Here is a 22497-nt window from a genome sequence, read left to right as displayed (position 1 = left end):
GAACCTTGCATGGTTCGTATACTTGAGGATGTCAAAAAATAGATTATTTTCTATGTTTGTTTTCGGATTTCCATTCCCTCTTATTTTAAAGGCATAATGACAGTTTTCTACATTAAATGCTGCGAATGGTTATTGTATGTTTACGATTATACCTCAAGTGCACCGATTATTTCATTAACTGATTTATATCCGTGTCTGTCTAAGTAATTATTTATACCATCGGCAACTTTCACTGTAATAGCTGGATCTATGAAATTGGCTGTGCCGATTTGTATGGCTGACGCACCTGCAAGCATGAATTCTATCGCATCTTTCCAATTCATGATACCTCCTAATCCGATGACAGGAATATTTACTGCTTTGGATACTTGCCATACCATGCGTAACGCTATCGGTTTCACTGCTGCGCCGGACATGCCCCCTGTTATTGTAGAGAGTATCGGACGTTTGCGTTCTGCATCGATAGCCATACCGAGCAATGTATTAATTAGCGATACGCTATCTGCACCGCTTCCTTCTGCCGCGCGGGCTATTTCAGTGATGTCTGTTACGTTCGGAGACAATTTTACGATAAGTGTCTTTTTGTAAGCAGAACGTACGGCTTTCACTACTTCGGCAGCTCCTTTGGCAGTAACTCCAAAAGCCATACCTCCCTGCTTTACATTGGGGCATGAGATGTTCAATTCTATAGCAGGAATTTTGTCAAGTTCATTAATAATTTCTGCTGTTTTTACGTAGTCTTCAATGGCTGATCCGGAAACATTCACAATCATATTGGTTTGAATGTCTTTAATACGCGGATAAATGTGTTCGACGAAGTAATTTACTCCCTTATTTTGCAGTCCCACAGCATTTAACATGCCAGAAGGAGTTTCTGCCATACGTGGGTATGGGTTACCTTCACGTTTGTGAAGAGTAGTCCCCTTTACAATAATACCGCCTATTCGCGCAATATCGATAAAATCGGTAAACTCTTCACCGTATCCGAATGTTCCGGAAGCAGTCATTACCGGATTCTTCATTTGTAATTCGCCTATTTTTACATTTAAATCTGCCATAATAGTTTATTTATATTAAATACGGGACCTTCTTTACAAACACATAAATGTCCTTCATCGGTATTTTCAACACAACACAGACAGGCACCGACTCCACAAGCCATCCTGTTTTCTAATGAGACTTCACAATTGATATTATTACTTTTGGCATATTTTGCTACGGCCATCATCATAGGTTTAGGACCACAAGTGTAAATCTGCTCAAATTTCACTTTATCTAATATGGAATGTTGGGTGACATATCCTTTTTCTCCGTGACTTCCGTCTTCGGTAGTCGTATATACTTCTCCGTAAGCTGCAAACTCATCCAACTGAAGCAGATCTTTGTCAGTTCGTGCTCCCAAGAGGAAGGTGGGCTTGTTTCCGCTTTTAGCCAGTTGCTCCCCTAAATAAAGCATGGGGGCTGTTCCTACGCCTCCGCCTACCAATAGGAGCTTATCAGATGGGTTTTCAGGCATTGTAAAGCCATTTCCCAATGGAAGTACGACATTGATTATTTCTCCATTGGCAACTTCTGCCAAACGGCGTGTGCCGTCGCCTACAAGTTGTATTAGAAACCATACTTCATTTCGTTGTCTGTCTACATAATTAATAGAAATGGGGCGGCGAAGAAAGGTAGTTGGTGAACCATCTACCCGTATTTCTGCAAATTGTCCCGGTAGCATTTCGGGAAGTGGTGACTGAGAAGCCAATTTCAGCAGTGCATAGTTGGCATGCAATTTGAGATTCTCAGTTACTGTCAGGTCTAAAATAAATTTTTTCATGTATTGAAGCTAAATTCATATTCCGACTGCAAAGATACGGGAAATTGTGCAAACAGACGTTTTTACTTCCTATTTTTCCGGTCGGAATGTTTCATAAGTATTATCATCAAAGAAAATTCTTATTTCTGTGATTTTTCGTGGAGGTCTTTCTTTGTAGATAATCTCTTGTTTTACAATCTCTTTAGTGGCGTTTGAGGGCTTTTCTAATGCCATTTCCTTACGATTTTCCAAAGCATTCGTGTTGATGGCCGGATTTTTTGGATTCTCAGAGGCAAATAGAGGATAATCCAACTCTGGTGAATCGATATTTTGCTCTTCGTCGGTCATATTTCCTTTTCCCGTCAGTAACCAGTCGAGGCTAATATGATTGTATTTCTCATGCAGTCGCATAATAAAGTCAGTACTCGGATATTTGTTCCGATCACCTAAAGTATGGGAGATTGTGGCCTGAGCTACACCGATGCTTTCTGCAAATGCTGCGGCTGTCATTTGCTCATGTTCCATGATCATTTTGATTCTGTCTTTGATGTCCATCTCTTTCTAAATATTTACAACTATATATTCTATGAGTATATTCACAAATGTATAACAAATTTCTTGTGATTACAAAGGTAAACAAATGAAATTACAATAGCAAATTTCAAAAGAGAATATTTGTGTATTACAATCGGCATATCAATGTTTACAATTGGAATCTACAATTGGAATCTTTAATGTAGAGTGCTATTTTCTTGTTAAAGTATATATTTATATACATGATGTATATAGTTGATAATAAACATATTGTATTCGTATAATATGTATTATATGCAAGTCTTTACAAATGTTTGTAGATTATTTTATCTTTATTTGGAGTTATAATTAAAGAAGATTGTTTATTCCATTGGAATATCGTATATTATAGTGTATTATGTGAAATGTTAACCACTCTCCTATTACGATGTTGAATGATTGTTTGTTTTTGTAATATCGAACAATTTACATTATTGAATGCTTATTTTGTATTATATATGTAAATATTACACATGTAAATATTGAAAATGTGAATCTATATATATTACATTTGTGAATAGATATCTTTTTAAAGCTTTTAATTTACTGTATCTAATCGTTTGATATATTTCATTTTTTATTTACGATTATTCTCTAATAATTTCAAATTAAAAATCTTCGCAATATTTGTACATATAATCCCATGGAGTGGTATTTTTTTGATTCTACAGAGGGTATTTCTCTATTAAATATCTGATTAATAGTCTATTAGTCTACTTTCCCCGTATCGTATAAAGAGTGCAAATAGAAAAAGGGGTGCAAATGGTGAGATATTGTAGCAAAATGCTATAATTACTGATCTAAAAATCCAGTTAATTTTGGGAAAACTATGGATTTTTGCAGAATAGACTGTTTTTGATCATGTATTTGGGTGAGGAGCTTTACTTTTATCTTTTTAGTTTTTCTTTATGCCCCTTTTTATTTGTCCCTCTATAAAGAACTATTCGTTCCCTCATAAGGGAACGAATAGAACATACTTGGTTTATTTCTTACTTTATTAAACTTCTTTCTAAGTTTATTTTATACTAAACATGTAATTGAGTGCCGTATTAATACTGATTTCGGTTCATTGGGCGAATGTGTATATATATCGTGATAGGGGGATATGTGGTACGGAGATAATGCAGGAAACTGTAAGATATTATGATAAATATATATAGATGTCTGATTGTATTTGTATCTCCCAACTCTGAAGGAAAGAAGCTGGGAGATTAGAGTGTATAGTTTGTTGTAAACGGCCTGCAGAAGTCTTTCGGATAATTGATTAAAGGGCGTATATGCGTAGTTTTATCAATGTAAAATTTTAAACACCAACTCTCGGAGGATGTCTCCGTCGTTCATGGAAGCGTTGTTTATTCCCTTCGATTTTGCATCGGCATATCGTATTTCTCCAATGATTTGCATGGTCTTCACACCATTATATCGGCGCATGGCAGTCAGGTAATCACGGGCAGCCCAAGGTGATTTTAATCCTAACCAAGAGGCTACTCCCTGTTCTGTTTTTTCGGGAGAGTAATAAGCCAGCATCAGGTTTGAATAGAAATTGAAGAGTAATGAAAGTGTCATCTGTATAGGATTAGTTTTAGGATTTTCTTCAAAGTATTTTATTATTTTATTTGCTTTGAGAACGTCTTTTTCAACCAATGCGCTACGCAGTTCGAAGTTATTATAATCTTTGCTGATGCCTATGTTTTTTTCTATTTGTTCGGGAGTGACCCGTTTTTGTCCGTTAGGCAGGGTGATAATGAGTTTTTCTAATTCTCCGGTTAACCGACTTAAATCGGTTCCGACAAAATCGGCCAGCATAGCTGTAGCTTTGGGCTCCATATCAATGCCCTTACGTTTCATATAAGAGTTGATAAAAGCAGGCAATTGTGAATCTTTAATTTTCTTAGACTCGAAAAGAATGCCCGCTTTTTCTACTTCGGCTGCTAACTTTTTTCGTTTATCCAGTGTGCCGTGCTTGTGACACACGACAAGAATAGTAGAGTTTAAAGGCTTTTGTAGATAGTATGAAAGTTCTTCTATGTTGCGGATTGCCTGTGCCTCTTTTACTACCACTACTTGATATTCAGACATCATAGGATAGCGTTTTGCGGCATTTATAACAGTTGCCACATCTACATCGGCTCCATATACTACGGTCAGGTTAAACTCCTTTTCAGTCTCTGTCAGTACATTTTCTGTGATATAATCGGCTATGAGGTCGATATAATATGATTCTTCTCCCATCAGGTAGTAGATGGGACGATATTGCTTAGCTCTCAGTTCTTTGAGGATATCATCGCAACTCAGTTCTTGTTTTGCCATATTAGTGAAAAGGGCTTTACCAGTCGAATTTCAAATGTTTTACTGTTTTTTTCTCATCAATGATCATACGCAGAGAAGCGATACCGATTTTGACATGCTCTTCAACGTAGTTTTGGGTAACGATGTTATCGCTTTTGTCGGTTTTTACACCTTCCGGTATCATCGGTTGGTCGGATACCAGCAGCAGGGCTCCTGTAGGAATATGATTGGCAAAACCGCAACTGAATAAAGTAGCTGTTTCCATATCTACGGCCATGGCCCGGGTCTTTTTCAGATATTCTTTGAAGTCTTCATCGTGCTCCCAGATCCGACGGTTGGTAGTGTAGACTGTGCCGGTCCAATAATCGCGGGCATAGTCACGTATGGAAGAGGACACGGCACGTTGTAGCATAAATGCCGGCAGTGCAGGTACTTCCGGTGGGAAATAGTCATTGGATGTTCCTTCGCCACGGATAGCGGCAATAGGTAAAATGAGGTCTCCTATTTTATTTTTCTTATCAATGCCTCCGCATTTTCCTAAAAACAGGCAGGCTTTGGGATGGATGGCACTCAAAAGGTCCATGATGATGGCGGCATTAGGGCTTCCCATACCAAAATTGATAATTGTGATACCTTCTGCGCTGGCAGAGATCATATTGGCGTCGCGCCCCAAAATGGGTACATTGAATTTCTCTGCAAATATTTCTACGTATTTGTTGAAGTTGGTCAACAGGATATACTCTCCAAAATCTTCCAGGTTACGTTTTGTATAACGGGGTAGCCAATTAGCTACGATTTCTTCTTTTGTTTTCATAAGATTCATTAAATTTGTGCTCTCTCTGCAGGGAACCATTATTTAACTTACAAAAATACAAAATGTTATCGTTAAACTTGCCAGTATATGATACTAAAATTACGTCACGAAATGGAAAAAATGTTATTTTCGACGTAATTCGTAAACGATATGTTGCCTTAACACCCGAAGAATGGGTACGTCAGCACTTTGTTCACTTTCTTATTGCACACAAGGGATATCCCGTATCCTTAATGGCCAATGAGGTACTTCTTAATTTGAATGGGACGAAAAAGAGATGTGATACTGTACTATATAGGCGTAATCTTACGGCGCGGATGATTGTGGAATATAAGGCACCTCATATTGAGATTACGCAGGCTGTATTTGATCAGATTACACGTTATAATATGGTGTTGAAAGTAGATTATCTTATTGTAAGTAATGGAATGCAGCATTATTGTTGCAAAATGGATTATGAAAAGCAGAGCTATACCTTTTTGGAGGATATTCCGGATTATGGTTTAATAAATGATTAATAATGATTCAATGTGCCAATATGCCAATGTGCCAATTAGCTGCGCTATCATTGCACTGCGCAGCCAATTGGCACATTGAATCATTATTAATCATTATTTAAACCGTTCCTGTAATTTCTGCATCAGTTCATAGAAGTTCGGTATGTAGACGGTGGCTAATAAAGTATTCATAGCCATACCGAAAACTACTGCCGCTCCAAGGGCAATACGACTTTCTGCTCCCGCACCGGATGCGAATAGTAATGGCATCACACCTAATACGAACGCAAAAGAGGTCATTAATATAGGTCTTAAGCGGACATGACCGGCTTCATAAGCAGCGTCTCTGATTGAATTTCCTTCCGCCCGGAAATCACGGGCAAATTCCACAATCAAAATCCCATTCTTGGCTGAAAGGGCAATGAGTAGGATAATACCGATCTGGGTATATATACTTACCGGAGTTCCCATTACAAAACAACCGATCATGGCACCGAGTAATGCAACAGGCAATCCCATAATGGCGGCTACCGGGCTTGTCCAGCTTTCATATTGTGCAGCAAGTACAAGGAAGGCCACTAATAGAGCCATCAGGAAAACGATAGTAGTGGTGCTTCCTGCCTGTGTTTCTTGATAGGCAACAGAGGTCCATTCATAACCGAACTCCTCTCCTAAATGCTGACTGACAAGTTCTTGCATTTGCCGGATAGCTTCACCGGAGGAGGCTCCCGGTGCAACATTGCATGTGATGGCCGCTGTCTGGTACATGTTGTAACGGTTTATCTGGTTCTGTCCCAGTTGTTCTTCCACATCTGTGAATGAAGAGAACGGGACCATTTGACCTTGAGCATTCGGCACGCTGAGTTGCAGTACATTGTCAATGACTTTTTGTGCTTGGTCACCAGCTTCAATTTTAACTTGATAGATACGTCCGAATTGTACATAGTCGTTCACGTAGGCCGCTCCCATATAATAACCTAATGTGGCAAATACCTGATTTAGCTGAATGCCCATGAATTGTACTTTATCACGGTCGATATTCAGAAAATACTGGGGTACGTTGGCCTGATACTGGCTGCTGATAGAAGCTAATGCAGGTTTGGTGCGATAAGTATTGAGAAGCGTTCCGATAGCTTGCTGCATTTCTGTCGGCCCCAGGTTACGGTTGTCTTCAAGCTGTAACTGTAAGCCTCCGGTAGCTCCCAGGCCCGGTATTGCAGGAGGAACCATTGCGAATATCTGTCCTTCCTGTATGCTGTATGCCATTTCATTGAAACGTTTTACAACGGCGGCGGCAGTATGGTTTTTCCCCTTTCGCTCACCCCAGGGTTTTAGTACGACAAAGTATGTGCCCGCATTGCTTTGTTCACCTCCCATGATAGAGAAACCGGAAATACCGATATAATTTTTCACTTCGGGATAGGTGTCGAGAATGGCGTTAATCTGTTTGCCTACGGCCTGTGTACGTTCAAGGCTGGCTGCCGGAGGAAGTTGTACGACAGCAATGAAATATCCGTCATCCTCGTCCGGAACAAAAGTGGACGGCCATTTTACGAACAAAAAGATGGCTATCAAAGTAAATGCACCGTAGGATACTAATGCTGCTACAGGGCGTTCGAGCAACCATTTTACGATACGGTCATAAACTCCTTGAGTTTTGTCATATACTTTATTGAATCCTTTGTATATGAAGAAGTTGGATGGCTTACTCTTTTCCAGAAACAAAGCGCAGAGTGCCGGAGTCAGCGTTAATGAGTTAAAACCGCTCAGCACAGTGGAAGCTGCAATGGTAAGGGCGAATTGTTTATACAATTGTCCGGAGATACCGCTTATAAGAGTGGTTGGAATGAATACGGCCAATAATACAAGCACTACCCCGACAATAGGACCGGTGATCTCTCCCATCGCTTTGGTCACTGCGTCACGGGGAGAATATTGTCCTGTTTCGAGTAGTCGCGAAGCATTTTCTACTACCACAATAGCATCATCCACCACTATGGCAACGGCCAGTATCAGCCCGAAAAGGGTCAGTGTGTTGATGGAGAAGCCAAGAGCGGCCATTACAGCCAGAGTACCGATGAGCGATACCGGAATGGTAATACACGGTATGATAACCGCTCTCCAATTTTGAAGGAAGAGGAAGATCACGAGCACTACCAGTAAGGTGGTCTCGAGAAAGGTGACGAGCACTTCGTCAATCGAAGCATTGATCACATCGGTGGTATCCAGCGTGACATTGTATTCTATTCCGGAGGGAAAATTCTGCGCCAGTTCTTTCATTTTCTCTTTTACCCCTTTAGATACGTCCAGAGAATTGGAGCCCGGTTGCTGATAAATGGCAATGGCTGCCGTAGGATGTCCGCGCAACTGGGATACGACGCTGTAGGAAGCAGACCCCAGATCGATGCGTGCTACATCTTTCAGGCGTAGCATTTTTCCTTCCGATTCGCTGCGTAAAATGATGTTGCCGAATTCATCCGGTGACGAAAGGCGTCCTTTTACGCTCAATGTATATTGAAAAGCGTTCGCATTATCTTTTCCGATGGGTTGCCCTACGGTTCCTGCGCTTACTTCCATATTTTGGGCCTGGATAGCTTGATAGACTTCGGCGGGTGAGATGCCACGGATACGCATAGCTTCCGGGTCGAGCCAGATTCGCATAGAGTAATCTCCGGCTCCCATCACGTTGACGGCTCCCACACCTGGAACACGGGTCAATTGGTCTACAAGATTCAGTTTGGCATAATTGGTCAGATAAAGGCCGTCGTAAATAGAATCTTGTGCTGTCATGGTGAGGAACATGACGATATTGGACGACTGTTTCTGTACAGTTACCCCTTGCACCACGACAGGTTCCGGAAGGGACGACTGAGCTACGCTGACCCGATTCTGCACCTGTACGGTAGCCATGTCTATGTCTGTACCCACGGCAAAAGTAATGGTTAGCGAATAGGCTCCCGATGAAGATGAAGTAGATGACATATAGAGCATCCCGTCCACTCCGTTCACTTGCTGTTCGATAGGAATACCGACTGTTTGCGCCACGGTTTCGGCGTTGGCTCCGGGATAGACGGCGGAGACCTGTACTGTCGGCGGCGTGATGTCCGGGAATTGCGCCACGGGCAATATATTGAGTGTCACCAAACCCGCAACCACGATGATAAGCGCCAGTACAGTAGCAAATATGGGGCGGTTGATGAAGAATTTTGAAAACATAGTGCTATATATTTAAGTTATTAATCAGTCCACAGGATGTATTTTCATACCATCCCTTACTTTCATCAATGCTTTTGTCACATATCGCTCTTGGGGAGAAAGGCCGTCGGTTACTTGCCGGAGGCTGTCCCCTATCAGTTGCCCTATGGTGATATGCCGGTAACGGACTATGTTCGAATCATTTACAACGTAAAGGTATTTACCTAATTGATCCGTCCCGATCGATGCGGAATTGACAAGGATAGCTTGTTTCTGCTCGCCGTACGGAAGGGTTATACTGACGTATAGCCCGCTTTTGAGTATACCTTCCGGATTATCCAGATTGGCCCGTACGGTGAGAGTTCCTGTATTGAGATCTACATTAGGAGACAGATAGTCTAAAGTGGCCGGATAGGATTGCCTGCCATCTTTCCCCAAGTTTACGGTGACTGTGCGCGGGAGCTTTGAGGTCTCGGTTCCGTTTTGGGGAGAGCTGCTCATAAGCATCGATAACCATTGATTATCAGCTACATTAAAATAGGTATACATACGGTTGTCTTTGTACAGGGTAGCCAATGTGACGGGTTGTGCGGCACCGCTTATATAGCTGCCTATATCCATGGTATTCCGGCTGATCGTACCGTCGAAGGGTGCATGGATGTAGCAGTATCCCAAATTGGTGCGTGCAGTGTTCAGTGCCGCTTCGGCATTGCTGACGGCCGCTGTCGTTTCTGCTACATCCGATTCGGCTTGTAATACCTGTATCCGGCTGACGGCATCGCTTTTCAAGGCTTCGCGCATACGGGTATAATTGTTACGGGCATACGTCAGTTGTGCCTGAGCGGTTTTTAAAGCCGCTTCCGCTTTCGTCACATTGTCTTTATAGATGGTAGGTTCGATAACGAAAAGCAACTGTCCTTTCTTAACCCGGCTGCCCGGGGTGAAAGAGGTGGATTGTAGTGTGCCGTTCACACGTGCTACGAGGTTGACAGTCTGCTCTGTAGTCAGATAACCCGGATAATCCTTGGTCAATGTGATGTCCTTTATGAGTGGGCTGGCTACGCTGACTTCAGGTGTGTACATAGCGGCAGCTCCGGCGGTCTCTTTTTTCTCCCGGCAAGCAGTAAGGAGCGGCAATGCGAGGAGGATATACAATAATTTTTTCATTGTTATGGTAGGTTTAGTTATTTTAGTTGTTCCAGCCACCCCCTAATGCCTGATACAAGGCAATCAATTGCAGCAGAGAATTCCCCCGTGCCTGTACCAGCTGGTTTTCGTAGCTCAGCAATGATCGCTGTGCATCTAAGACGTTTTGGAAAGGGGTGAGTCCCTGCTTGTATAAATCGAGAGAGAGGGTGAGCGTTTCTTGTCCTTGATTGCGTACTTCCCGAAGGGCGACGATTTGCTTGATAGAGCTTCGGTAGGCGGTCATGGCATTATCGGTTTCCTGCACGGCTGTAAGTACTGTTTGATTGAATTGATCGATTGCTTCATCCAATTGTGCACGGGCCGATTTGGTGGCATTCACCAGTTTACCTCCACTGAAGATGGTCCAACTTAGTGCCGGGGCAATTTCGTAAGTGAAGCTCTTGTGTTTGGTCAGGTCTTTAAAATCTTTAGAGGCATATCCGACAGAGCCTTTGATGAAAACTTGTGGCAGCCAGTCCGACTTGGAAGCGCCTAATGATGCGGCCTGTGCATTGATTTGATGTTCAGCGCTACGGATATCAGGGCGTCTCATTAACAAGTCTGCCGGTATCCCTATGCTGATGGGTTCCATATAGTCGGGCAGTTCCCCTACCCGTTCCAATACGGGACGTATTTCTTGTGGATAGGTCCCAAGTAGTACGGCCAAAGATGTAATGTATTGGTTTATACCGGATTCCAACTGTGGTATGGATGCTTTAGTACTGAAATATACCGATTTGGCCTGCGCCACGTCGAGCTTGGAAACAAGCCCGGTATTGTACCTTACTTCGGTGATTTTGAGTACGGCCGCTTGTGAGGCACAATTTCTTTCCACTACTTTCAGCTCTTGCTGAAGTTCTCGTAATTGGATATACGATGAGGCTACTTGGGCCGAAAGAGAGACCATGACGGCGGTGTATTCTTCTTTGCTGGCTGCAAAGGTCTCTTTCTGAGCCTTTACCCGTTGGCGAATACTTCCGAAAATGTCCAATTCCCAGCTCATGTTGGCTGAAACATCATAATAATGTTGGGTAGATTGGGGCAGTTCGCTGGTATTTCCACTGGTTTGTTGGCGTGTCCATCCGGCATTGATCCCCACGGTGGGAAAGAATCCGCTACGTTCCATGCGTAAGCCGGCTTTGGCCATATTCATGCGATCGATGGCGGTGAGTACCGAGTAGTTGCGATCTACGGCAATGGAGATTAATGAATCCAGCGTGGTGTCTCCAAAAGATTTCCACCATTGATCGTCTACCGGAAGGGTTTGCCGGAATACTTCTCCCCCTTCCTCCCACGCTTGTGGCAAAGGGGTATCCAGATAATGATCCGCATGTTGTGCCGAGATTGCGGATGAAAGAAATAAAAGGAGCAGCAGGCTCCATGTTCGCATATTCATAAGTTCAGGTTTTTGAGAAATGAAAAGTAAACAACTGAAATTTCAGTTTGTTTAGAGGATGTTTGCTTTTTGTCTGACCAGAGTCTGATCTTGCTTCTTCTCTTTCCGGAAGAAGTAAGAGGAAACCATGCAGAATAAAAGTTATTTCGAAATTAGGTATTTAGTACTGTTTTGAAGTTTTTCTTTCCGGGAGAGATTGAGGGAATTCGGGACAATTCTTCCTTTGGATGTGACAGTTACAGGATATAAAAAAGGCCGCCTTAATTTTTCATTTAAGACGGCCTGTATAGGTATAATTTACCTGGTAAGGGTTTATTATTCTGCAGTTTTTCTTCTGATAGCTCTTTTGGTTGTTGGTGCCGGAGCTTCTTCTACTTTGTGTGCGATCTCTACGCCAGCCAATTCCGGGTCGATCATGATACGTCCACAGTATTCGCAAACAATTACTTTTTTGCGCGAACGGATATCCAGCTGTCTCTGAGGCGGAATTTTGTTGAAGCAACCACCGCATGCATCACGCTGTACGTATACGATACCTAAACCGTTACGTGAGTTTTTACGGATACGTTTGAATGATTGCAACAGACGCGGTTCGATCTTTGTTTCCAGATCTTTCGCCTTGTCTCTCAGCTTCTCTTCTTCCTGTTTTGTTTCCGCAATGATTTCATCTAATTCACTTTTTTTCTGATCGAGATCTTTCTGTCTTTCTTCCAGAGCAGCGACACTCTTTGCTACTTCTGCAGACTTTTCCTCTTCTTCGGCAGAAAATTCTTTGATTCTCTTTTCGCATAGCTCGATTTCCAGAGTCTGGAATTCGATTTCTTTTGTCAGAAAATCATATTCGCGGTTGTTGCGTACATTGTCCTGTTGTGACTTATATTTTTCTACGGAAGCCTTAGCAACTTCAATCTCTACTCTTTTACCGGCAATTGCTGCTTTCAATTCATCTACTTCTGCTTTGATCTTGTCTATACGAGTGCTCAGACCGGCAATTTCGTCTTCAAGGTCCTGTACTTCCAGTGGAAGTTCACCTCTCAACGTCTTGATCTTATCAATCTCAGACAACATGGTTTGCAGTTGGAACAGAGTTTTCAGTTTCTGTTCTACGGTCAACTCATTTGGATCTTTTTTTGCTTCTTTAGCCATTTTACTTATAAATATTTTATGGGATTCGTGTTTACTTTACTAAATTGGAGTGCAAAATTAGGAAATAAATCCCGGATTATGGAATAAAAAATTTCTTTTGTATACTGTTCGCTTTCGTAATGTCCTATTTCCGCCATCAGGATATCCGATTCGTGGCCGAAATAGTCATGATATCTGATTTCACCGGTGATAAATATGTCCGCCCTGTTGCTGATGGCCAGTGGCAGTAAGAAAGCACCTGCCCCGCCACAAAGTGCTACCGTCTGTATTTCACGTCCGGACAATTTATTGTGCTTTATGCAACCTACTTCAAAAGTCTTCTTGATGCGTTTCAAAAACTCCAGTTCTGTTTCCGGAACCGCGAGTTCGCCTATGATACCCGCACCGGCCTGCTGCCAGGCGTTTTGTAGCGGATAAATATCGAATGCCGGTTCCTCATAAGGATGCACGGCAAGCAATGTACGGATCGCTTCTCCTTTTTTATATGCGGGAAGAATGGTTTCAATTCTTATTTCCTTTTCGTGATGAAGTTCTCCGATGTTCCCGCAAAAAGGATTACTTCCTTCCTGTGCCCGGAACGTGCCTTCTCCTTCGAGGTTATAACTACTGCATGAATCATAGTTACCTATATGTCCGCATCCCATGGAAAACAAGGCATTCCGTACTGCATCAGCCTGTGCTGCCGGTACGAATGTAACGAGTTTCACCAGATTATTCTCTTTCGGTTCAAGTACACGGACATTCTTCAACCCGATTTTTTCTGCTATCTTGAAGTTGACTCCGCCCGGAGCATTATCCAAATTGGTGTGTGCCGAGTAGATGACAATATCATTCTTGATTGCCTTTAATATACAGCGCTCTACATAATCCTTTCCGGTGATGGACTTATAACCTTTAAAAATAAGGGGATGGTGCGATATAATGAGATTATACCCCATTGCAACAGCTTCATCAATGACAGATTCAGTGACGTCAAGACACAACAAAGCCCCTGTTGCTTCCGCATCTGTCAATCCTATTTGCAGGCCGGCATTATCAAATCCGTCTTGCAATGGCAGAGGCGCGAACCGTTCAAGGGCGCTTACAATCTCTTTAATTTTCATTATTGTAGAAAATTTGGTTGCAAATATAAGAAAAAAGAAAGGAAGAAGTATGACTTTTATCGTTTTTTAGTACATTTGTAGAAATTCGGAGCAGCGAGCAATACTTGCAACTTCGTTATTTACCGGATCTTGCGGCAAAGTTTAATTAAACGGTTATTTCTACCAGGTTTCCGTCCGGATCGAGAATAGCGCTTTCAAAGAAGCCGTCTCCCGTAGTGCGGGGTTCGCTGGCAACTGTAAATCCGTCACGGCGCAGACGTTCTGTTAGTGCGAGTACTGCGTCTTTACTTCCAGTTGAGAAAGAAAAATGTGCTAATCCGATATGGGGAATGTTATCTGCCGGAGAAGTAACATCTGTTTTGCGCATAATTTCTATTAGAGCGCTTTCCTCGTCAAAGCTCACAAGATAGGATTCGAAGCCTTTCAAAGGATTGATATATTTCTCATTACCGGTTCCTTTAAAATAAGTGATGTAGAAATCTTTTAGCTCTTCCAACTGGGTGGTCCAGAGCGCAATGTGGTGAATGTGCATATAAGTCTGTTTTTATTAATGATGATTATTCTTCTTCTTTTAAAAGAGCATAATAATGAAAGTCGAGTATCTTGCCATTTTTGATAACTGCTTTTCTCAAAATGGCTTCTTTTTTGAAACCGGCTTTCTCCAAAACTTTCATCGAGGGAATGTTGTATTCGAATACTCCGGCATAAATACGCATGACCGGTAGGGTTTCAAAAGCATATTTTACAGCTTCCTGCACAGCCGAGGTCATAATTCCCCGCCCCCAATATTGCTCACCTAACCAATATCCTATTTCGGCTGAAATTCTTTCTACATCGCTTCCCATAACAAAACCTACACCTCCAACCGCTTTTCCATCTATGTCTATGGCAAAGTTCTCTGCCGGACCTTCATGCTCCATATTCATTTTAATGAAATTCTCTGCATCTTCTTCCGTATAAGGATGTGGCAAACCGTCGCGGGTGTTGTTCCATATATTTATATTATTGATATGAAAAGTTAATGAAGGTATATCTTCCGGTGTCCAAACTCTTAATTGGTGGTTCATGATGTAGATTCGCTAAATGATTGTATATTTGCAAATATAGACAAAGTTGGTTGTAAACAATTTGATTTGAATCAAAATATGATAAGAAGTTATAATTCTCAGGATGCTGACCGGGTAATCCGTATTTGGCTGGAGGCTTCCATTCTTGCCCATCATTTTATCCCTGCTATGTATTGGATTGGTAAACAGGATGATATGCGGAATATTTATCTTCCTGCAAGCAATACTTATGTGTTTGAAGATGAAAATACTAGGTTGATACAAGGGTTTATTTCTATGACCGGCAATTATCTGGCTGCTCTATTCGTAATCCCCGAATCACAGGGAACGGGCATTGGAAAAGCGTTGTTGGAACATGTAAAGGAGAGGCATACGGAAATTACATTGAATGTTTATGCCAAAAATGAATCGTCCGTTCTTTTTTATGAGAAACAGGGATTCCGGTTGATAGAGGAACAGATAGAAGAAGGAACCGATGAAAAAGAATTTATAATGAGGTGGAATAGATAATTATATGATTAATAATATATTAAATATAGATTAGATGAAAAAGATTTTATTTTTATTATTGCTGACTGTCGTTTTCGGAGCCTGTGAAAGCGATACTGACTCGAATTGGAATAATCGTCCGGGAGGGAATTCGGATGATACGCAAAATTGGGATTCGTATGTGATCACCGTTAAGAATTGGGAGCGCATAGGAGGTGTGAACGCAGATAATTCTTTTTTCCGTTGCGTTGTTGAGGATGAATATTTGGATCAGTATATTTTTGATAAAGGGAGTGTTATGGTATATTTGATTCAATATGACGGCGATGTGCCGGTTCAGACTCCTCTGCCTTATGTAATGCATTATGCCGATGGAGACAATTTGTGGACAGAAACATTCTCTTATGATTATTCTGTGGGGTCGTTTGCTTTCTATGTGACTTACAGTGATTTCTTTACTGAGAACTCCCCCGGAGAATGCCAATTTAAAGTAGTGATGCATTGGTAATTTGTCTTTCTCTCTATGTATCGTGTACAAAGCTTTCGGGAACAATATTTGAAGATAGTGGGCACAATGCATACAGATAGTGAGAACAATGCATACAGACTGTAAGGACAATGCATACAGACTATAGGAACGGTTCTGAAAAGAGGGAAAGATACTATTTGTAAACCATTGGCTTAAAGCCCGTTATAAAAGTATATACTTCTGTATATTAAAAGTGTACATTATTACCATATAAAAGAATAGACTTTTATCATGTAATAGTGTACACTTTTGTATTTCTCTTAAAATGTGTGATGGCTATTCAAGTTCGTCCAGAATCTTTTTGATATCTACCGGCTGAAGTCGTCCGTAAACTTTCTCTCCTATCATTACCACAGGTGCCAATCCGCAAGCACCTACACAACGCAGGCAGTCGAGTGAGAATTTTCCATCGGGGGTTGTCTCCCCTACTTCGATTCCGAGAATACGTTTAAACTCTTCCAGTAATTTTTCTGACCCTCTTACGTAGCAGGCAGTTCCCATACAGACAGAGATGGGATGTTTGCCTTTAGGAGTCATTGTAAAAAAAGTATAGAAAGTGACCACTCCATATACTTTAGATACGGGAATATTTAGTTTATGGGCTATGATGCGCTGCATCTCTTCGGGCAAATACCCATGAAGATGCTGGGCTTCGTGGAGGATATTGATAAGTTCTCCCGGGTCGTTTCCGTGTTGGTCACAGAGCGATTTCACCTGTTCGACCACCGTACATGCTAATTTTATATCCGACATAAATTTAATCCTTTAGTGTTTAATCGATCGATTTGTTGAAATAATGAGTGTGCAGCAGCATATGCGCCTTTTCGCTGAGCGGTTTGCCCAGATACTCTTCATACAGCTTTTGAATATACGGGTTCTCATGAGATTTCCGTATAGGTTTCTGAGCATCCTCCTGATACAATGCTCTGGCACGTGCATATAATATATCTGCTCGTCCGTGATGGAGCGGTTGGCCGCCACCCCCGATACAGCCACCGGGACAAGCCATGATTTCGATGGCGTGATATTCATTATGACCGTTTCGTATATCTTCCAGCAGCCGGCGTGCATTTCCTAAGCCATGTGCTATTCCTACTTTCAATTCAAAACCATTCAGATTGATAGTAGCGCGGCGTACGCCTTCCAACCCTCTGACGTTCTCAAAGTTTACATTTTCCAGGACATTACCTGTATAAATTTCGTATACCGAGCGCAAAGCAGCTTCCATTACTCCGCCGGTAGTTCCGAAAATAACACCTGCTCCGGTCGATTCGCCCATCGGATGGTCAAATTCGCTGTCGGGCAACAGATGAAAGCCGATATTGGCCCGTTTGATAAGCGTTGCCAGTTCACGGGTCGAGATAGAATAATCTACATCGGGATTACCGTTGACTTTGAATTCCTCCCGATCGCATTCATACTTTTTGGCCAGGCAAGGCATGATGGATACCACCACCAGTTTTTCGCGTGGAATACCCATTTTTTCTGCCCAATAAGTTTTGGCGATAGAACCGAACATTTGTTGCGGAGAACGGGCGGTAGAAGGGATGTCGAGCAGATCGGGGAAGTGGTGTTCAAAGAAGTTCACCCATGCCGGACAGCATGAAGTGAGAATCGGCAGGCATACATTCTTATCGCCGTTGAGGAACCGGCCAAGTCTTTCCAGTACCTCTGTTCCTTCTTCCATTATGGTGAGGTCCGCAGCAAAATCGGTATCGAATACATAGTTGAATCCCAGTTCACGAAGAGCATATACCATTTTGCCCGTAACTTGTGTGCCGGCAGGCATACCGAATTCTTCGCCCAAAGCTACACGTACGGCAGGAGCTGTCTGCACGATAACTACTTTATCGGGGTTATCCAGGTCTTCGAGGAGCCGGTTGGTGTGATCGCGTTCAGTCAAGGCCCCTACCGGACAGACAGCTACACACTGTCCGCAATAGGTACATTCACTCTCACTCATTTTTTTGTCGAATGCGGGGGCGATAGTGGTATTGAATCCTCTTCGTACGGCTCCCAAAGCACCAACGGTTTGTACATCGTTACATACGCTTTCGCATCTGCGGCAGAAAATACATTTATCCATGTTGCGTACGATGGAAGAGGTTACTTCCCGCTTACGAAGTGAAAGTTCACCGCCATTGAAAGGCATTTCCCGTACATTGAATCGGAGGGCCAGGTTTTGCAATTCACAATTCCCCGATTTCGGGCAAGTGAGGCAGTCATTCGGATGGTCGGACAAGATAAGTTCGGCCACTACTTTTCTGGCATTCATTACCCGGAGGGTACTGGTGCGTACCACCATTCCTTCTGTGCACTTGGTGGCACAGGCCGGAGCAAGGTTACGCCTGCCTTCCACTTCTACTACGCATATACGGCAGGATGCCGGATTATTTTTTATACACGTTCCTTTCAGGTCGATGTGGCAAAGGGTCGGGATATTGATACCGATTTCAGTTGCAGCTTCGAGGATAGTAGTACCTGCGGGTACTGTTATTGAATGACGGTCTATTTGCAGTGTTATTTCTTTTGTTTCCATAGTCATTGAGATTAGCATACAGAGATTGCATTGAACTTACAGCGTGCCATGCACATGCCACACTTGATACATTTCTCCGGAAGAACGGTATGAGGTTTACGCGGTAATCCCGTGATGGCATCCGCCGGACAATTTTTAGCACATAGGTGACAACCGATGCAAGTATCGGGATTGATGTAGTAGGTCAGCAGAGACTTGCATTGTTTGGCACGGCATGTTTTATCCCGTACGTGCTCCACATACTCGTCATAGAAATTGTCTAATGTAGATAACACCGGATTTGGAGACGTCTGCCCTAATCCGCATAAAGCAGTATCCTTTATTACTTTACCGAGTGTTTGCAAAGTTTGCAGGTCTTTCTCGGTGGCTTTCCCTTCCGTTATTTTATTGAGTAATTCCAACAACCGTTTGTTGCCGATCCGGCAGGGGGTACATTTACCGCATGATTCTTCTACAGTGAAGTCAAGGAAGAAGCGCGCTACTGACACCATGCAATCATCTTCGTCCATAACGATCATTCCACCCGAACCCATCATAGAACCGGCTGCAAGCAGATTGTCGAAATCGATGGGGGTATCGAGATGCTTTTCGGTAAGGCAGCCGCCCGAAGGACCTCCGGTTTGTACGGCTTTAAATTGCTTCCCGCCTTTGATACCTCCGCCTATCTCATAAATTACCTCGCGTAAGGTTGTTCCCATCGGTACTTCTATTAACCCGACGTTATTGATCTTTCCGGCCAGGGCAAAAACCTTGGTTCCTTTGGATCGTTCCGTACCGATGGAGGCAAACCACTCGGCCCCGTTTATGAGAATGATGGGGATATTGGCCAGTGTTTCCACGTTATTCACATTGGTCGGTCTGCCTTGGTATCCGGATTCGGCAGGGAATGGCGGTTTCAGGGTCGGTTCACCTCTTTTGCCTTCCATCGAGTGAATAAGTGCGGTTTCTTCGCCACATACAAAAGCACCGGCTCCATACCTTATATTAATATCAAAGTTGAAACCTGTTCCCAATATATTCTCTCCCAACAATCCGTATTCACGGGCTTGCATAATGGCTGTTTTCAAACGGTGTATTGCCAATGGATATTCTGCACGAATGTATACGAGCCCTTGAGAGGCACCGATCGAATATCCGCATAATGCCATCGCTTCGATAATGGAATGAGGATCTCCTTCCATAATGGAACGGTCCATAAATGCGCCCGGGTCACCCTCGTCGGCATTGCAAACCACGTATTTAAGGGCTGCCTGCTGTTTTGCGGTCAGTTCCCATTTCATGCCTGTGGGAAATCCTCCGCCCCCACGGCCACGCAAACCGGAACGTTTGATCTCATCTATTATCTCTTCCGGAGTATGGTTGAAAAGGGAATCCGCCAAAGCTGCATACCCGTTGCGGGCAATATATTCTTCTATGTTCTCCGGGTCGATGAAACCACAATTGCGCAATGCGATGCGCATTTGTTTCCGGTAGAAATCCATATGTTTCGAATCGCTTACTTTCTGTTCGGTTTTAGGATCGGTAAATAGCAGACGCTCGATCCTCTTACCTCTTATAATATGTTCCCTTACTATTTCCTCGGCATCTTCGGGAGTTACTTGTATATAAAATGTATTGTCGGGTATGATTTTTACGATAGGCCCTTTCTCGCAGAAACCAAAGCAGCCGGTTGTTATGACCTCTACTTTGTCTGCTATTCCGTTTTCTTCGAGTGCTTTATTCAGATTGTCTGCAATGGTGTGACTGGAAGAAGCTTTGCATCCCGTACCTCCACAAATCAAAATCTGCAAGTGTTGTGAACCGAGAGTCAGACCGCAGCTATTTTCAGTTACTTTGTCGTTACTCTCTTCACGTAAACGGAGTGCGGTTGCCGCACTCTTTCTGATCTTTTCAAGATCGTGAATTGACAGTATTTTCATCGGTATTAAATTAAGTTCGGTAGCAAATATACAAATTCAACCGACGATACAAAAAGAAACTGTCTGAAATATTAAAAGGAAAGTATTTTAGGGAGATTAATAGACTTATTTTAGATATTTTTGCATACTGTGGATTGCAAATGGCCGTTTTCTGTGTCATTAAGATAAAAACGAAGCCTCTCCCACGGAGAGGGTTGGGGAGAGGCTTTTGTTTATTGATTAGTTACAAAGCTAACTTAGCTCCCTCTCCCACGGAGAGGGTTGGGGAGAGGCTTTTGTTTATTGATTAGTCACAAAGCTAACTTAGCTCCCTCTCCCACGGAGAGGGTTGGGGAGAGGCTTTTGTTTATTGATTAGTCACAAAGCTAACTTAGCTCCCTCTCCTACGGAGAGGGTTGGGGAGAGGCTTCTCCTTTTTTTCTACCATAACCTGTAACAGCCTGCCATATGCATCGAATGATTTACGCGATGCAAGTGAGATGGTGATCATCAGTGATAGCATGGAAGCGGTGAATGTAATTACCATAATCATCATTTGATATTTGATGGCCACATTCGGGCTACTGCCTCCCAATATCTGTCCGATCATTGTGCCCGGTAATGCCACCAATCCCATTACGGCGATATTGGCTATCAGAGGGCTGAAAGCTTTTATGATCGCCTGCCGGATGAAAGGAGCTTGTGCTTCCTGACGTGTCGCTCCGTTGCCGAGCAGATAGCAATAGAGTTGCTCTTCCCGTTTCAGACCGCTGTAATAGGTGTTCAAGGCGATGACATTGCTCGAAAGCATGTTTCCCATCAGAATGCCGAAAATAGGAATGAAGTATTGGGCGCTGAATACATTGTCCAGTTGAAGTACTATGCCGATAAAGTACATTCCTACCAGAACCACACTACATAGAAAGCCCACACTGATGGGAATCAACAGTATTTTCCGTTTTAATCCGGTACGCGAAAGGGCCGTTTGTCCGGCTACGAATATCATAATGATTACCCACAGAAAGTTTATCCACGGGTTATTCCACAGGAATAAGTATTTCAGATACATCCCGATCAGGAAAAGCTGTACGATCATGCGTGCCGTGCCGATAAGGGTGGCTTTTAACAGACCGGTTTTGAATTTCCACAAATAAAACACCGGTATGATCAGCAGAAGCAAGCCGGTAAGCAGGCTAAGGTAAGATATATCTATTGTTCCCATGAAAATATTTACGATTGAACGGTTGACGGTTAGACGATTGAGATTACATCCCTTTAATAATTGTGATTATCTGATTTTATAATGTGATTATCTGGTTACAGCCGTGGGCGAAGGCTTTGCTATGGGATACGGCTAAAACAGCAGCTCCTTGTTCGGCTTGTCTGCATAAAAAAGCCAATACTTTATCTGCAGATTCGGAATCGAGCGCCGAGGTGGGTTCGTCTACTATAATCAGCGGCTTTTTTAATAGGGCGGCCACGGCTATCATAATGCGTTGCCGTTGCCCACCGGATACTTCCCCTACCCGCTTGTTATACAGTTCTTCATCCAATCCCAATTCTGCAAAGCAGTCGAACAGCATTTTCTTCGAGAAAGGATTGTTTTTGTTAGCTTTCAGTTCAAACGGAAGCCGCACCATCTCCTTTACCCATTCAACGGGCAGTGCCAGTTCTTGGGGAATCCAGGCTGTCTGGCGGCGAATGATGTCAATGGTACTCTTATTTAATTCCAAATCGCCTACGGTGATTGTTCCTTCACGTAACGGTACAAATCCCATAATGGCGTTAAGAAGCGATGTTTTTCCCTTACCCGACTCTCCCGCAATGCAAGCCGTCTCGCCTCTGCGTACTTGCATGCAAAAGCCGGAAAAAAGCACGTCTTCTCCGAAAGCAATACATGCGTTATTTATTTGTAGCATTTATGTCTTAATAATCAGTCTTTTCGGCAAAGGTAGGAAAAATATGGCGCTTCT

At 42.8% G+C, this 22497-nt stretch carries 20 protein-coding genes; 3 read left to right on the top strand and 17 right to left on the bottom strand.

Features of this window, described 5'->3' with window-relative positions:
* Positions 1 to 146 precede the first annotated feature (146 nt).
* The 5 genes from RB604_RS15885 to RB604_RS15865 all read right to left on the bottom strand — a co-directional run bounded on the left by RB604_RS15885 (position 147) and on the right by RB604_RS15865 (position 5477).
* A complete protein-coding gene (locus tag RB604_RS15885; RefSeq protein ID WP_007481115.1) occupies positions 147 to 1058 on the bottom strand; it encodes a dihydroorotate dehydrogenase in 912 nt (303 codons plus the stop codon).
* The gene (locus RB604_RS15880) at positions 1046 to 1822 is read right to left on the bottom strand and encodes a dihydroorotate dehydrogenase electron transfer subunit (protein WP_005931698.1); all 777 of its coding nucleotides are present in this window, start codon (positions 1820 to 1822) and stop codon (positions 1046 to 1048) included. Before RB604_RS15880 ends, RB604_RS15885 begins: the two co-directional genes overlap by 13 nt.
* Before the next feature lie 69 nt (positions 1823 to 1891).
* Positions 1892 to 2356, bottom strand: coding sequence for a helix-turn-helix domain-containing protein (locus tag RB604_RS15875; protein WP_005931700.1), 465 nt, complete (start codon positions 2354 to 2356; stop codon positions 1892 to 1894).
* A 1308-nt stretch (positions 2357 to 3664) separates the two neighbouring features.
* Positions 3665 to 4684 carry a DNA polymerase III subunit delta gene (gene holA / locus RB604_RS15870; protein WP_007481113.1) on the bottom strand — a complete coding sequence of 340 codons (1020 nt, stop codon included), beginning with the start codon at positions 4682 to 4684 and terminating at the stop codon, positions 3665 to 3667.
* Positions 4685 to 4700: 16 nt separating this feature from the next.
* The gene (locus RB604_RS15865) at positions 4701 to 5477 is read right to left on the bottom strand and encodes an AMP nucleosidase (RefSeq protein WP_025819158.1); all 777 of its coding nucleotides are present in this window, start codon (positions 5475 to 5477) and stop codon (positions 4701 to 4703) included.
* Between the two features lie 62 nt (positions 5478 to 5539).
* Here RB604_RS15865 and RB604_RS15860 point away from each other — a divergent pair, with 62 nt between their 5' ends.
* On the top strand, positions 5540 to 5995 hold the full coding sequence (locus RB604_RS15860; protein WP_005931708.1) for a type I restriction enzyme HsdR N-terminal domain-containing protein: 456 nt from the start codon (positions 5540 to 5542) through the stop codon (positions 5993 to 5995).
* A 93-nt stretch (positions 5996 to 6088) separates the two neighbouring features.
* Here RB604_RS15860 and RB604_RS15855 read toward each other — a convergent pair whose 3' ends face one another.
* The 7 genes from RB604_RS15855 to RB604_RS15825 form a co-directional block, all read right to left on the bottom strand.
* Positions 6089 to 9190 (bottom strand): efflux RND transporter permease subunit, encoded by a 3102-nt coding sequence (locus tag RB604_RS15855; protein WP_007481111.1) that lies wholly within the window; start codon positions 9188 to 9190, stop codon positions 6089 to 6091.
* A 24-nt stretch (positions 9191 to 9214) separates the two neighbouring features.
* Positions 9215 to 10336: an efflux RND transporter periplasmic adaptor subunit gene (locus tag RB604_RS15850; RefSeq protein ID WP_055294397.1), complete on the bottom strand. Its 1122-nt coding sequence runs from the start codon at positions 10334 to 10336 to the stop codon at positions 9215 to 9217.
* Between the two features lie 22 nt (positions 10337 to 10358).
* A complete protein-coding gene (locus tag RB604_RS15845) occupies positions 10359 to 11753 on the bottom strand; it encodes an efflux transporter outer membrane subunit (protein ID WP_021935952.1) in 1395 nt (464 codons plus the stop codon).
* A 315-nt stretch (positions 11754 to 12068) separates the two neighbouring features.
* Entirely contained in the window at positions 12069 to 12899 is an 831-nt protein-coding gene (locus RB604_RS15840; RefSeq protein WP_005931715.1) for a zinc ribbon domain-containing protein, read from the bottom strand.
* Positions 12900 to 12904: 5 nt separating this feature from the next.
* Positions 12905 to 14002 carry a Nif3-like dinuclear metal center hexameric protein gene (locus RB604_RS15835; protein WP_055294400.1) on the bottom strand — a complete coding sequence of 366 codons (1098 nt, stop codon included), beginning with the start codon at positions 14000 to 14002 and terminating at the stop codon, positions 12905 to 12907.
* Positions 14003 to 14147: 145 nt separating this feature from the next.
* Entirely contained in the window at positions 14148 to 14534 is a 387-nt protein-coding gene (locus RB604_RS15830; protein WP_055294403.1) for a VOC family protein, read from the bottom strand.
* A 25-nt stretch (positions 14535 to 14559) separates the two neighbouring features.
* Positions 14560 to 15069 carry a GNAT family N-acetyltransferase gene (locus RB604_RS15825; protein ID WP_055294405.1) on the bottom strand — a complete coding sequence of 170 codons (510 nt, stop codon included), beginning with the start codon at positions 15067 to 15069 and terminating at the stop codon, positions 14560 to 14562.
* A 78-nt stretch (positions 15070 to 15147) separates the two neighbouring features.
* On the opposite strand from RB604_RS15825, the gene RB604_RS15820 reads away from it, so the two are divergent.
* Positions 15148 to 15579, top strand: coding sequence for an N-acetyltransferase (locus RB604_RS15820; RefSeq protein ID WP_055294409.1), 432 nt, complete (start codon positions 15148 to 15150; stop codon positions 15577 to 15579).
* 34 nt (positions 15580 to 15613) lie between these two features.
* Entirely contained in the window at positions 15614 to 16066 is a 453-nt protein-coding gene (locus RB604_RS15815) for a hypothetical protein (protein ID WP_005931728.1), read from the top strand.
* 297 nt (positions 16067 to 16363) lie between these two features.
* Here the strand turns inward: RB604_RS15815 and nuoE are convergent, their stop codons facing one another.
* The 5 genes from nuoE to RB604_RS15790 all read right to left on the bottom strand — a co-directional run bounded on the left by nuoE (position 16364) and on the right by RB604_RS15790 (position 22443).
* On the bottom strand, positions 16364 to 16840 hold the full coding sequence (nuoE, locus tag RB604_RS15810) for an NADH-quinone oxidoreductase subunit NuoE (protein ID WP_005931730.1): 477 nt from the start codon (positions 16838 to 16840) through the stop codon (positions 16364 to 16366).
* Between the two features lie 19 nt (positions 16841 to 16859).
* Positions 16860 to 18626, bottom strand: a complete 1767-nt coding sequence (locus RB604_RS15805; RefSeq protein WP_055294411.1) for an NADH-dependent [FeFe] hydrogenase, group A6 — start codon at positions 18624 to 18626, stop codon at positions 16860 to 16862.
* 11 nt (positions 18627 to 18637) lie between these two features.
* Entirely contained in the window at positions 18638 to 20545 is a 1908-nt protein-coding gene (gene nuoF, locus RB604_RS15800) for an NADH-quinone oxidoreductase subunit NuoF (protein ID WP_005931736.1), read from the bottom strand.
* A 370-nt stretch (positions 20546 to 20915) separates the two neighbouring features.
* Positions 20916 to 21746 (bottom strand): ABC transporter permease, encoded by an 831-nt coding sequence (locus RB604_RS15795; RefSeq protein ID WP_005931739.1) that lies wholly within the window; start codon positions 21744 to 21746, stop codon positions 20916 to 20918.
* Positions 21747 to 21822: 76 nt separating this feature from the next.
* Positions 21823 to 22443 (bottom strand): ABC transporter ATP-binding protein, encoded by a 621-nt coding sequence (locus RB604_RS15790; RefSeq protein ID WP_005931742.1) that lies wholly within the window; start codon positions 22441 to 22443, stop codon positions 21823 to 21825.
* Positions 22444 to 22497: the final 54 nt, after the last annotated feature.

This window comes from Bacteroides salyersiae (assembly GCF_031172035.1).
GTDB lineage: Bacteria > Bacteroidota > Bacteroidia > Bacteroidales > Bacteroidaceae > Bacteroides > Bacteroides salyersiae.
Note: the sequence above shows the minus strand (reverse complement) of the source record. Positions and strands in the feature narration are given on the sequence as shown.

Coding starts and splice junctions, on each gene's coding strand:
- RB604_RS15815 (WP_005931728.1), top strand. CDS start 15,614: ATGAAAAAGATTTTATTTTTATTATTGCTGACTGTCGTTTTCGGAGCC.
- RB604_RS15840 (WP_005931715.1), bottom strand. CDS start 12,899: ATGGCTAAAGAAGCAAAAAAAGATCCAAATGAGTTGACCGTAGAACAG.
- RB604_RS15835 (WP_055294400.1), bottom strand. CDS start 14,002: ATGAAAATTAAAGAGATTGTAAGCGCCCTTGAACGGTTCGCGCCTCTG.
- RB604_RS15825 (WP_055294405.1), bottom strand. CDS start 15,069: ATGAACCACCAATTAAGAGTTTGGACACCGGAAGATATACCTTCATTA.
- RB604_RS15830 (WP_055294403.1), bottom strand. CDS start 14,534: ATGCACATTCACCACATTGCGCTCTGGACCACCCAGTTGGAAGAGCTA.
- RB604_RS15795 (WP_005931739.1), bottom strand. CDS start 21,746: ATGGGAACAATAGATATATCTTACCTTAGCCTGCTTACCGGCTTGCTT.
- RB604_RS15790 (WP_005931742.1), bottom strand. CDS start 22,443: ATGCTACAAATAAATAACGCATGTATTGCTTTCGGAGAAGACGTGCTT.
- RB604_RS15865 (WP_025819158.1), bottom strand. CDS start 5,477: ATGAAAACAAAAGAAGAAATCGTAGCTAATTGGCTACCCCGTTATACA.
- nuoF (WP_005931736.1), bottom strand. CDS start 20,545: ATGAAAATACTGTCAATTCACGATCTTGAAAAGATCAGAAAGAGTGCG.
- RB604_RS15880 (WP_005931698.1), bottom strand. CDS start 1,822: ATGAAAAAATTTATTTTAGACCTGACAGTAACTGAGAATCTCAAATTG.
- RB604_RS15875 (WP_005931700.1), bottom strand. CDS start 2,356: ATGGACATCAAAGACAGAATCAAAATGATCATGGAACATGAGCAAATG.
- holA (WP_007481113.1), bottom strand. CDS start 4,684: ATGGCAAAACAAGAACTGAGTTGCGATGATATCCTCAAAGAACTGAGA.
- RB604_RS15845 (WP_021935952.1), bottom strand. CDS start 11,753: ATGAATATGCGAACATGGAGCCTGCTGCTCCTTTTATTTCTTTCATCC.
- RB604_RS15855 (WP_007481111.1), bottom strand. CDS start 9,190: ATGTTTTCAAAATTCTTCATCAACCGCCCCATATTTGCTACTGTACTG.
- RB604_RS15850 (WP_055294397.1), bottom strand. CDS start 10,336: ATGAAAAAATTATTGTATATCCTCCTCGCATTGCCGCTCCTTACTGCT.
- nuoE (WP_005931730.1), bottom strand. CDS start 16,840: ATGTCGGATATAAAATTAGCATGTACGGTGGTCGAACAGGTGAAATCG.
- RB604_RS15885 (WP_007481115.1), bottom strand. CDS start 1,058: ATGGCAGATTTAAATGTAAAAATAGGCGAATTACAAATGAAGAATCCG.
- RB604_RS15860 (WP_005931708.1), top strand. CDS start 5,540: ATGTTATCGTTAAACTTGCCAGTATATGATACTAAAATTACGTCACGA.
- RB604_RS15805 (WP_055294411.1), bottom strand. CDS start 18,626: ATGGAAACAAAAGAAATAACACTGCAAATAGACCGTCATTCAATAACA.
- RB604_RS15820 (WP_055294409.1), top strand. CDS start 15,148: ATGATAAGAAGTTATAATTCTCAGGATGCTGACCGGGTAATCCGTATT.